Below are 11,926 nucleotides of genomic sequence, written 5' to 3'. Positions count from 1 at the left end.
CACACCCGACGGCGGCAGGACCACAGGAAAACAGGAGCACAGGAACCGACGCAAGGTTCACGTAGCCCGCAGCCTGCAGCCGGTAGCCCGTGAGCGCGAGCGTGGCGGCCGCCTTGGCACGAGCGAGCGAACGCAGGAGGGATGGTCTCAGGCCTCCGTCGTGCCCTCTGCTGGCAGCAGCAGCGTGAACTCGGTGTTGCCCGGCTCGCTGGTCACTCCTACCGTGCCGCCGTGGCGTTCGACAATGGCACGCACGATCGAGAGGCCCAGGCCACTGCCCTCGCGGGTGGCGGCACGCGACGGATCCGCCTTGTAGAACCGATCGAATACATGCCCGATGTGTTCGGCCGGGATGCCGGGACCGGTGTCGACGACCTTCAGCGCGACCGTCTCGCCAGCCATGTCCGCCCGCATCGACACGCGGCCGCCGCTTGGGGTGTAGCGGAGCGCATTGGCCACCAGGTTGTCGACGGCCTGCTCGAGGCGATGGGGATCGGCGTACACCTGGTCAGCTTCGTCTGCAACCTGGATGTCGAACGCCACACCGTTGTCCACGGCGACGCGCTCGTTACGGCGCGCCACCTGCTCGAACAGGCGGCGCGTCGAGAACACGCGCAGCTCGAAGTCGGCGGCGTTGTTCTCGAGCCGTGCGACGTCGAGCAGGTCGGCCACGATACGCTCCAGACGGCGTGTCTCGCGCTCGAGTGTCGCGAAGTACCGGGTGCGACGCTCCTCGTCGGCCGCGATCTGAGGCATCTGCAGCGTCTCGATGAAGCCACGCATGGCGGTGAGTGGCGTCTTGAGCTCGTGCGAGACGTCGGCGAGCATCTGCCGGCGCATGAGATCCACGGTGCGCAGCGTCTCGTCGCGCTCCACGAGTTGGTCACCCATGCGGTTGAAGGCACGAGCGACCAGCGCGATTTCGTCGCCGCCGTCTTCGGGCGCCCGCGCCTTGAGATCGCCCTCCCGCATCCGTTCCGCCGCGGCCTCGAGCGCCGACAGCTTGCGCCGAGCCGGGGTGAAGATGATCCACGAGGCAAGGGCGGTGCTCGCGGCGAGCACCAGCAGGCCGCTGATCGAGAGGAAGCGCGCCACCTCGCTGATCAGGCTGCGCCTGGGGAACCGCAACAGCACCACGCCCTTCAACTGTCCGTCGACCTGGATGGGTGCGGTCACCAACGGCCGGTCGACGGCCGTTGCGACACGTTCCTCGGGCGGTGTGGGCGACAGCATCTGGCGCGCGTAGTCGAGCACCGCCGGCGGCAGCGGCGAACCGGAGGAGGTCGACTGCACGGTCCCGTCACTCATCACGATGTCCATCAGCGCCCAGTCGGGGAACCGGGCCTGCTGCATGCGGCGCAGGTCGAAGGGTTCACTTCGCTCCATGGCCGCGGCGGCGGCCAGTGCGGCCTCCATGGCCACGGCATGCGGCGAGCGGCGCGGATCGCGTGCGTCGCGCTGCATCCTGGCGGTGAAGAGCAGCCCCTGGATGAGGGCGATGGCGATCACGAGCAGCACGAAGCTGACGCCGATGCGCAGATACAGACTGCGCCACCACGCGATCCCCGCCGGCTGCTGGACCATCACGCTAAGCTCATCACGAATATGTGGAAGAAGTGTGACTCGGCGTAAACATTCACGGCCGTCAGGCCGTACCAAGTGACGTGACGGAGGTCGACGCTCGACGTGCGCTGGTGGTGGAAGACGATGTCGCCATTCGCGAATTGCTGCAGTTGCACCTCGGCCTTGCGGGCTTCGACGTCGAGGAAGAAGCCAACGGCCGCTCCGCCCTGGAGCTTGCGCGCCGGACCCGCTTCGACCTGCTCGTGCTCGACGTGATGCTGCCCGGGCTCGACGGTGTGTCGGTCTGCCGGGCGCTGCGCATCGCGGGCGCGAACATCGAGACGCCGATCCTGATGCTCACTGCGCGCGACAGCGAGGCCGATACCGTCATCGGCCTCGAGAGCGGCGCCGACGACTACCTCACGAAGCCATTCGGCGTCCGCGAGTTGCAGGCCCGGGTGCTCGCGGTGACGCGCCGCCACGGACGCGGCGAGACTATCGCCCCTCCTGACGAGGGACCCGCGGTGCTGGCGCCGGGCGTGACGATGGACCTGGCGCAACGCGAAGTGCGCATCCAGGGAGAGCCGGTCGAACTGACCCGCCAGGAATTCGACCTGTTGCACCACCTCGCCAGCCACCGCGGCATTGTCTTCAGCCGCACCCGCCTGCTGGAAACGGCCTGGACCAACGACACCGACACCGAACGTACGGTCGATACGGTGGTCAGCCGGTTGCGCAAGAAGCTCGAACGCGATCCGAGGAAGCCGGAGTTGATCCTCACTGCCTGGGGCGTCGGATACAAGTTCGCCGATTGCTCCTGAGGCACTGTAGGTCATCGCCGCGGCAGACCGACTGCGCGGACACAGTTGCGCAGCGCCGCTGCAACATCTGCACAACATGCGTGGCGTCGAATGAACAGGCAGGCCGCGAGAGCGCCCGGGCACGGCAATCAGCGTGCAAGGAGACGGACATTCCAACAGGGGTTGGGGTCAACCGACAGCAACTTCTTGCCAGTCGAGCACCGGTACCCAGGTTCTCCCGCGGTCCGCGAGTTTTACCACACTCGCACACCCGAACGCGATTCCACATTGGATAGGCGCCACGGTGGGCCCACCACCGTGCTCCGGGCACCGGGCTCCGGGCTCTCGCCTACCTCTTTCCTCTCTCCTCCTTCCTCTCTCCTCCCTCCTCTTTCCCTCCTCCGTCCTCCGTCCTCACTCCTCCGTCCTCGTTCCTACCTCCGTCTTCGTTCCTACCTCCGTCCTCCGTCCTCCGTCCTCCGTCCTCCCTCCTCCCTCCCTCCTCCGTCCTCACTCCTCCGTCCTTTCCTGGCTCGTCAACTCTGCTTCGAGCCCCTGTAATCGGCGGAGGCCCGGATTGCACCGGCGCGCTTCGTCCAGTGATCGTCGCGCAGCGCCCCATCGTCCGAGACGGATGTGTGCCGTCGTGTCCGCCACGTGCCACAGGTCCTCGCGCAGCAAGGCGCGATCGGCACGCAGCGCCGCGACGAAGCGCAGCGCCTTGCCCGGGTCGGCGATGATGAACTGTTCCCAGAACGTCCATGCCCGCGTCTCCGTGGTGAAGGCCTCGAGGCACGGCGTGATCGACTCGAGCCTGTGGACGTACGTGTGTGCCTCTCGCACAACCCGCGCGCCGCGCGCGGCGATGCGCGTCCGGGCGGCGGTGTCAGCAAGGTAGTGCGTCACGACGGCGTCAGGAGCCGTGCCAGGTGGCACGGTCACGAGGTCCTCGCCAGGCGAAAACAGCGCCGCCGCTTCCTCCGCTTGATCGGTCACCACGAGGCACCCGCATGCCATGGCCTCGAAGACGCGCATGTTGAGGCTGGCGCGGCCATGTGCCCGGGTCACGTTCAGGGTAGTCTGCGCGCGCTGGTAGATCGCACGCAAACGGTCACGCTCGGGCACGAAGCCGCGATAGCAGGCGGCGAGCACCGGGTCGGCCGTCCAGCCCGGTTCGTCGTAGCCGTACACGGACAGCCCCGCTGGCGCGAGGCTGCGCAAGGTTGTGACGCGCTCGGCATTCGGTCCGCCGGAGAACACGATCGGCAGGTCGCGGGTCGCCGCGGCAGGCGGCGGATGGCACATCGCGTCGTTGACCGCCATCGGCAGGTATTCGACCGCCACGCCGAATCGGACGAGGTCGGCCACGGCATGCCGATCCCAGCAGAAGACACGGATGTCCTGGCGCTGCAACCGTTCGACGTATGGAGCCGTGGTGGCGTCGACCGGGCGGTCCAACGGTGCACCGAAGTCGTAGAAGAAGCAGGCCACCGGTGCGCGGGCCGCGTCGGCGAGCCGCCATGGCTCCTCCGGCAACACGTCGGGAAACGGCGGCAGGATGGCCTCCACGCCGTAACTGAAGACCACGTCAGGTGCGAATGCACGCACCTCATCGGTCACTCGCGCGAGGGTCGCGATCCACGCGTCTCGAGGCGAGCCGGCGAGTTCCTGCGTGAGTGCGTCGAAATCGATCCAGTGCACGGCCCAGCCCATACGCCGCGCCGCTACGGCAAGGTCGAAGGCGACGAAGCGCGCAAAGCTGCGCTGCGTGATCGCGCCGACGACCCTCATGTCGTCCCAGCCCCGGGCCCGCAGGGCGAGCACGACGTCGGTCGCGCCGATGTTGTGCCCGTCCCTGGCGACCAAGTGCGTGCGAGACGGTAACGGAGGCAGGCTGGCCCGACGTTGCCCAGATGGGCCGAAAGTGTGTACAACACGGGGGGCATGCGAGGTGGTCCCGGGATTATTCGCGCTGAACCATTGGCGCGCAAGCCCGGGACCGTCGTTGTCGCGATGCCCTTACGACGACCATACCGACGCGGCTGAGCGCTCCGGAGCCCGATTCCGCACTCCCGACTCCCGACTCCCGACTCCTGACTCCGACTCCTGACTCCGACTCCTGACTCCCGACTCCCGGAACCCTGCATACATGACCCCAGCTCTTCTCGTCCTGGCCGCCGGCATGGGTAGCCGCTATGGCGGCCTCAAGCAACTCGACCCGATGGGACCGCATGGCGAGACCGTCATGGACTACGCCATCTTCGATGCCCTGCGCGCCGGCTTCGGCCGTGTCGTGTTCGTCATCCGCCGGGACTTCGAGGAGCCGTTCAAGCAGCAGGTACTGTCGCGCTACGAGGGGCGCATCGACGCCAGTTACTGCTTCCAGGACATGGATGACCTGCCCGGGGGCTTCCAGCGGCCGCCCGAGCGGACCAAGCCATGGGGGACGACGCACGCCATCCTCGCCGCGCGTGACGTCATGCATGAGCCGTTCGCGGCCATCAATGCCGACGACTTCTACGGCCAGCACTCCTACCAGGTCCTGCACGACTTCCTCGCCGACCCGGCACGGCAGGCCGATCCTCACAGCTACGCCATGGTCGGCTTCCGGCTTCGCGCCACGCTCTCGCCACATGGCACCGTCGCACGTGGCGTCTGCGTCACCGATGCGCAGGGTCACCTCCAGTCCATTCGCGAACTGACGAAGATTCTCCCCGTCGACGACCACGTGGAGAACCAGGACGGCACCGTGCCGCCGGAGCGGTTCACCGGCGAGGAACCGGTCTCGATGAACATGTGGGGGTTCACGCCCGCGCTGATGCCGCAAATCGAGCAGGCCTTTGCCGAGTTCCTTGAGGGCCAGGGCCACGACCTCACGTCCGAGTGCTACATCCCGCTCACGATCGATCGCCTGATCGCGCGCGGCGAGTGCGTCGTCGACGTGCTGCCGACTTCGAGCCGATGGTTCGGCGTCACCTATCGCGAGGACAAGCCGGGCGTGACCAGGGCGATGGCCGATCTCGCTGCAGGCGGCGCTTATCCCGCGCCGCTGTTCGGCTGAGACCGATGAACGACGGACGTGCCCGCGATCTGCGGTCCCTTGGTGCCTGCTTCCAGGTGCACGGCACCCTGGTCGAGGCCGCGCCGCACGGCAGCGGGCACATCAACGAGACGTACGCCGCGACGTACGACCAGGCCGGCACGCGTGTCCGCTACGTGCACCAGCGGATCAACGGGCACGTGTTCCGTGAGCCGTTGCGCCTGATGGACAACGTGTCGCGTGTGCTCTCGCACGCCGCGACTCGCCTCGCGGGCCTCCCCGACGCCTCGCGCCGTGCCCTCACGCTCGTTCCCGCCCGCGACGGCCGGCCCTACGTGATCGATGACGAGGGCGCCGTCTGGCGAACCTACCTCTTCATCGAGCACACGCGCACCTACGACATCGTCGAGACGCCGGCGCAGGCGGAAGCGGCCGCACGCGCCTTTGGCCAGTTCCAGGCACTGCTGGCCGACCTGCCGGGCGATCGGCTGCACGACACGATCCCGGACTTCCATCACACCCGCAGGCGGTTCGACGCGTTTGCTGCAGCGGTCGATGCGGACCCGTGCAATCGCGCACACGCATGCCGGGATCTGATCGCCCTCGCGTTCGCGCACGAAGCTGACGCCGATCGGCTCATTGCGGCTGCAGAGGCTGGCGCCGTCCCCGAACGCGTGACCCACAACGACACGAAGATCAACAACGTGATGATGGACGTCGCGACGGGCGAGGCGCTGTGCGTCGTCGATCTCGACACGACGATGGCGGGGCTGGCGCCGATCGATTTCGGCGACATGGTCCGCACCGCGACCAATGCCGCGGCAGAGGACGAGCGCGATGTCTCGAAGGTCGCGTCGCGTCCGGAGATGTTCGAGGCGCTCGTGCGCGGCTACCTCTCGGCCGCCGGTACCTTCCTGCAGCCGGCCGAGATCGACTGGCTCGCGTTTTCGGGGCAACTGCTCGCCTTCGAACAGGCGATTCGCTTCCTCGGCGATCACGTGCAGGGCGATACGTACTACCGGATTCATCACCCCGGCCACAACCTGGATCGCGCCCGCGCGCAGATGGCGCTGATGGCGTCGATCGAACGCCAGCGCGACGCGTATCAGGCCATCGTCCGCAAGCATGCGCATGGGTAAGGCATGCGCATGGGTAAGGTAGGGACCGCTGGGAAGGTAGGGACCGCTCTCCGAGCGGTCCATCGGCTCGGCCAACGATTCCGGTTGCGACATGTCGGAGATAGACGCCTCGGAGATGGACGCTTCGGAGATGGACGCCTCGGAGAGGCGTCCCTACCTTCGTGAAAGCGCGGTGACCGCTATTCGACCCTTGCGCGCACGGGCAACGCGTAGTCCTGCCACATCGCGTCGAGCAGGGTCGCATCCGGCGGGCCATCCATCACCACGAAGCGATAGCGCATCCGGAACACCTCACCTGGCCGGATCGTCAACGGGCCTGCCTGCTGCGGCGCGAAATTGAAGAAGGGCTCGGTGGGATGGATGCGCATGGGTTGGGGCGACTGCACGTTGTCGGGGTGCGAAAGCATCGCGATGCCGGCCCGCTGTCCATCGACGTCACCGCTCATGTGCACCCACGTGGCCCGTGTGCCGTGGCCCGACAGGCGGCCACGGCCAGTGGACGTGAGGAAGAACGTCTTGTCCTTGCCGTCCCACTCGATTCGGCCGCGCATGCCGACACCACCATAGCGATAGGTCGGCAACTCCAGCGGGCTCGTGCCCGTCAGTGCCTGGGTGATCGCGAGGTCGAACACGTACGCCGGACGAGCCGCGGCAACCGGCGCGTAGGCAATCACCTGCCAGTCCTCGAGCAGGACCGTCATCGGAGTGGGCGCGAGCAGGTCCATGTAGCGATGGCGGGCCTCGAAGCCGGCGGTAACAGGGCCCGACCACGCTCGCGCGAGGCGTTCGAATTCGACCTTGCCCTTCCGGTCGCCCATGTTCCAGAAGTCCGGCGTGCGGCCCGCGAATCTGGTGCTCGTCCAGGCCGCCCAGATGCCATGGTGATGCTTGTGATTGGGCGGATAGTCCTCGGTCACCCGTCGCCCTGACGGCGTCAGCACCGGGTGGATGTAGCCGCCGCGCTCGTAGACGTCCTCGATGCCCGACGGCAGGCGCAGCGGCTCACCGACGTAGGTGAAGGCGGGCTTGCCGTCCACGGCGACCCGCACGCGCGAGACCTCGCGCGTCGCCGTCACCCGGTCCGGCGCGGCGCCCTTCAGCGAGGGCTCGATCCGGTAGCGCACGGCCTTGTCCGCCGGAATCGACGGCACCACGGCCCAGGCCTCGCGATAGGGCCCGATCTGCAGCGTCACGGTCTCGCCGGTCTGCTCGTGGCGCAGTTGCAGATCGGCGCCGCGTACCGTCGCCGGCAGTTGCACCGTGATCAGCGTGTGCGTGCGTGCCGTCTCGCCGGCCTCGATCACCAACCGCGGCAGCGTCGACGAGGGAGTCGTCGGCTGCGCGAGCAACGACGCGCCGGCCGTCAGACCGGCCAGTGCCAGCACGACCCGTAGGTTGGGCATGCGCGAGCGTAATGCAGAACGGCGCGCCTACGCGCGAGTCCTGACGCTTGAGGCTGGAGGCTGGAGGCTGGAGGCGTCGCGCCGGCCCTACCAAAGGGCGGCTGCCTCTCCAATAATCCGGAGATTGAGGGTCCAACCTTCCGGAGATCGCGCGAGTCCCCGACCCTGCCGATTGTCCTCACCCGTTTGCGCTAGTCGCAGCATGGCGATAAAGAGTGCCGCTGCAAGACCTTAGGGACACACGCTCGTACCGTGCATGCTTTTCGGCCGCGGTGGCCCGAAGGTTGCCTTGGGCGAAGGCGTTGTCGGTCCCCACACCCCGCAAAGTCGGAGGTGTGAGTGAAGTCTGTTCGAACCCTTCTCACCGGCGGACTGGCATGCGTGCTGGCCGCGGTGATCGCCCTGCTCCCGGCCCCGGCCGCGGCGCAGGCGCTCTACGGCACCATTGCCGGCACTGTGGTGGACGACTCGGGTGCGTTCATTCCAGGCGCGACCGTCACGGTGACCAACCAGGGCACCGGGCTCGAGGTGTCGGCGGTCTCCGACGACACGGGTGCATACGCCATCCGCAACCTCCAGCCTGGCACCTACACCTTGAAGGCCTCCCTCCAGGGCTTCAAGGAATACGTGCACACAGGCATCCCCGTTGCCCAGAACGACGTCGTGCGCATCGACAGCAAGCTGTCGGTGGGCGCCATGACCGAGTCGGTCACGGTGACGACCGAAACCGCGTTGCTCAAGACCGACAAGGCGGACGTCTCGGTCAACTTCAAGCCTGCCGACGTCGTCAACCTCCCGCTCAACCAGTACCGGAACTACCAGGGGCTCATGAACCTGGTGCCCGGCGCAACGCCGACGGCCCTCCAGAACGCGCAGACCGATACCCCGGGCCGCGCGCTGACGACCAACGTCAACGGCACCAACCGTAACAACAACGTGAGGCGTATCGACGGCGCGGCCTCGATCAACGTGTGGCTGCCGCATCACGTTGGCTACGTGGCGCCTGTAGAAACGATCGAGACGGTCAACATCTCGACCAACTCCTTCGATGCCTCGCAGGGCATGACCGGTGGCGCCGCGGTGTCGGTGGCGACCAAGTCGGGCACCAACGAAGTCCGTGGCTCGGCCTTCTTCTTCCGCAAACCAGGACGAGTTCAACGCTCGCCAGCAGTATTTTTCGGCGGCCGACAACCCGCCGTCGTCGGTGGACATCCTCGGCGGCACGGTGGGTGGCCCGATCAGGAAGAACCACCTCTTCCTTCTTCGGCGGCTGGGAGCGCAACCTCGAGAAGAACAGCCGTATCGAGACCTTCACGGTGCCCACCACGAAGATGCGCACAGGGGACTTCAGCGAAGTGCTCGCGGACAACCCGGCATTCCGGCTGTACGACCCCGCGACCGGCAACCAGTCGACCGGGGCCGGTCGTGCGGAGTTCGGCGGGGCGCTGATTCCCGCCAACCGCATCAGCTCGATCTCGCAGACGATCCAGAACCAGTACCCGCTTCCCAATGTCGCGGGCACCAACAACGGCACCCAGAACAACTACGAAATCGCCCGCTTTCCCGAAGCCACGCGCGACAACTACGATTTCAAGGTCAACTGGAACCGCACCTCGTCCAACCAGATCTGGGGCAAGTATTCGATGATGGACGCCTCGGTGCAGGACCTCTTCTACGTGCCGTTCACCGAGGCCGGTGGCGGTGACACGACGGTGAAGCTCTGGTCGCTCGGACAGACCTACACGATCTCGCCGACCCTGATCTGGGACGCGACGTTCGGCTCCAACGTCATGGACCACGCCTCGCAGGGTCCCGACTTCGGCACCAACTACGGCCTCGACGTGTTCGGGATCCCGGGCAGCAACAATGCCGGCACGACCGGCCTCGGATCGCAGGGCCAGTATGCGGACTTCTACTCCGGCATGCCGGCGATCAACACCGGCCTCGCGGTGCTCGGCAACGACGCCGGCTGGACGCCGGTGACGCGCCTCGAGAAGAACTACACGTTCTCGACCAACGTGACCCAGGTCGCGGGCAGGCATGAAATCCGTAGCGGCTTCGATTACGTGCACCTCAGCCTCGATCCCTGGCAGCCCGAGATCAACAACCCGCGCGGCAACTTCGACTTCTCCGGCGACATCACCGGCGTGCCGGGGTACTCGAGCAATGCCTGGAACAGCTACGGCGCGTTCCTGCTCGGCCAGACGAGCGGCTTTGGCAAGAGCGTGCAGTTCGAAGTGATGACGGCGCGCGAGAACCAGATGGACATCTACGTCAACGATCGCTGGCAGGTCAACGACAAGCTGACCGTCAATGCCGGCCTGCGCTGGGAGTACTACCCGCTCATGAGCCGTGAGGACCGCGGTCTTGAGCAGTTGAACCTCCAGACGTTCAACGTCGCACTCGGCGGAGTCGGCGGTAACGCGGACGATCTCGGCATCAAGGTGTCGAAGGGCCTGTTCGCGCCGCGCCTCGGTGCCGCTTACCGCATCAACGACGACACGGTGGTCCGTGCCGGTTACGGCCGCACGTTCAATCCGCTGCCGTGGTCGCGCCCGATGCGCGGCTTCTACCCGTTGACGATCGCCTATTCCGATGCGGGGCCGAACGGGTTCATTTCCTACGGCCCGCTCTCGGCCGGCATCCCCGGCGCGCCCAATCCGGACATCGCCAGCGGCAACGTGCCGCTGCCGAGTGGCGTGGACATGCGCTGGGCCGACGCCAACGACTCGGAGCGCGGCACCATCGATCCGTGGAACGTGTTCGCGGAGCGGCGACTGCCGGGCGACATCTCGCTGAGCACGGGCTACGTCGGCACGGCGACCAATGACGGCTACGCCGACCTGAACCTGAACTACGCGGAGACCGGCGGCAACGTCAACCGCCAGTTCTTCGGGCAGGCGGGGACCGCGGACATCCTCTTGTGGGGCGCCCGCACGAAGGCCCGCTACCACTCGCTGCAGATGGCGCTGAACCGTCCGTTCAAGAACGGCCTGCTCCTCAAGGGCGCCTACACGTTCTCGAAGGCGCTCAACGAGGCCGACGACGATGGCTGGGTGGGCCTGACGTGGAACCAGCCGTCGCAGATCGACCGCGACTACGCGCGCGCCGGCTACGACCGTCCGCACATGCTCCAGATGCGCTTTGTCTACGAACGGCCCTGGTTCCGCGATGCGTCGGGTATCGTTCCGATGCTGCTCAAGGCCTGGCAGGTCAACGGCATCGGTTCCTGGGTGTCGGGGGCGCCGTTCACGGTGGGCGGCGACAACAGCCTGCTCCAGCAGGTCGGTGGCACCCAGACCGCCAACGTCTCGGGCGCGCTGACGGGTGGCTTCGGTACGGCCGGCCCGGACGAGCCGTGGTACGCCCCGAGCCAGTTCACGTACAACCCCGGCAACGCGTGGGGCGACTCGGGACGCAACGCGTTCCGCGGACCCGCCAACTGGAACCTGGACCTGTCCCTGTTCAAGGCGTTCCCGATCGGCAAGCGACGCGTGGAGTTCCGCGCGGAGTCGACCAACGTGTTCAATCACACCCAGTGGGCGAACCCGGTTACCGACATGACCAACGCGAACTTCATGACCATCCGGACGCTCGCCCGCCAGCCGCGGCGCGTGCAGCTCGGCCTGCGCTTCGCCTTCTAGCAGTCAGGTAGGGCCGGCTCTCCGAGCCCGGCCCTCACCCAACTCTGAGTCCTGAGTCTCCCCTCAAGGGGTGACCTTTCGCCCCGGTGGCCAGCAGGTTGCCGGGGCGTTTGTTTGTCCCCCCACGGTGCGAATCATGGCCATCCGAGGCCTCTTCCAAAAATCCGGAGAACCCGCGTCCAAATCTCTGGAGTTTGCGCGGGTGAGGTGTAGCGGCTTCCCACCTCATGCTTTTCTACTAGTCGTGGGATCAGAGGCAACCCTCTACTGTTAAAAGAGTTAACAGACTAACCGTGGGCAGGGTCCGGTGTCCGCAACGGAGTGGCGTAAAGGTTGC

Annotated in this window: 7 protein-coding genes and 1 pseudogene; 5 read left to right on the top strand and 3 right to left on the bottom strand. The window is 66.8% G+C overall.

Going from position 1 to position 11,926, the window contains the following annotated elements:
- Positions 1-147 precede the first annotated feature (147 nt).
- Positions 148-1,584, bottom strand: coding sequence for a sensor histidine kinase (locus tag LuPra_RS14685; RefSeq protein ID WP_110171444.1), 1,437 nt, complete (start codon positions 1,582-1,584; stop codon positions 148-150).
- An 80-nt stretch (positions 1,585-1,664) separates the two neighbouring features.
- Between LuPra_RS14685 and LuPra_RS14680 the strand changes: the two genes are divergently transcribed.
- Positions 1,665-2,384, top strand: coding sequence for a response regulator transcription factor (locus LuPra_RS14680; protein WP_110171443.1), 720 nt, complete (start codon positions 1,665-1,667; stop codon positions 2,382-2,384).
- Positions 2,385-2,873: 489 nt separating this feature from the next.
- On the opposite strand, the gene LuPra_RS14675 is transcribed toward LuPra_RS14680, so the two are convergent.
- Positions 2,874-4,229: a CgeB family protein gene (locus LuPra_RS14675; protein ID WP_157899199.1), complete on the bottom strand. Its 1,356-nt coding sequence runs from the start codon at positions 4,227-4,229 to the stop codon at positions 2,874-2,876.
- A gap of 283 nt (positions 4,230-4,512) precedes the next feature.
- Between LuPra_RS14675 and LuPra_RS14665 the strand changes: the two genes are divergently transcribed.
- Together LuPra_RS14665 and LuPra_RS14660 are read left to right on the top strand one after the other, a co-directional pair.
- A complete protein-coding gene (locus tag LuPra_RS14665) occupies positions 4,513-5,424 on the top strand; it encodes a nucleotidyltransferase family protein (RefSeq protein WP_110171440.1) in 912 nt (303 codons plus the stop codon).
- 5 nt (positions 5,425-5,429) lie between these two features.
- A complete protein-coding gene (locus LuPra_RS14660; RefSeq protein WP_110171439.1) occupies positions 5,430-6,542 on the top strand; it encodes a phosphotransferase in 1,113 nt (370 codons plus the stop codon).
- Between the two features lie 179 nt (positions 6,543-6,721).
- Here the strand turns inward: LuPra_RS14660 and LuPra_RS14655 are convergent, their stop codons facing one another.
- Positions 6,722-7,945: a DUF6807 domain-containing protein gene (locus LuPra_RS14655; RefSeq protein WP_110171438.1), complete on the bottom strand. Its 1,224-nt coding sequence runs from the start codon at positions 7,943-7,945 to the stop codon at positions 6,722-6,724.
- A 339-nt stretch (positions 7,946-8,284) separates the two neighbouring features.
- On the opposite strand from LuPra_RS14655, the pseudogene LuPra_RS34775 reads away from it, so the two are divergent.
- Both LuPra_RS34775 and LuPra_RS14645 read left to right on the top strand, forming a co-directional pair.
- Positions 8,285-8,617: pseudogene (locus LuPra_RS34775) on the top strand (carboxypeptidase-like regulatory domain-containing protein); the annotation flags it as partial.
- Positions 8,618-9,261: 644 nt separating this feature from the next.
- Positions 9,262-11,589 carry a TonB-dependent receptor domain-containing protein gene (locus LuPra_RS14645; protein ID WP_157899198.1) on the top strand — a complete coding sequence of 776 codons (2,328 nt, stop codon included), beginning with the start codon at positions 9,262-9,264 and terminating at the stop codon, positions 11,587-11,589.
- The last annotated feature ends 337 nt before the right edge of the window (positions 11,590-11,926 follow it).

The sequence above is a fragment of the Luteitalea pratensis genome (genome assembly GCF_001618865.1).
GTDB lineage: Bacteria > Acidobacteriota > Vicinamibacteria > Vicinamibacterales > Vicinamibacteraceae > Luteitalea > Luteitalea pratensis.
Note: the sequence above shows the minus strand (reverse complement) of the source record. Positions and strands in the feature narration are given on the sequence as shown.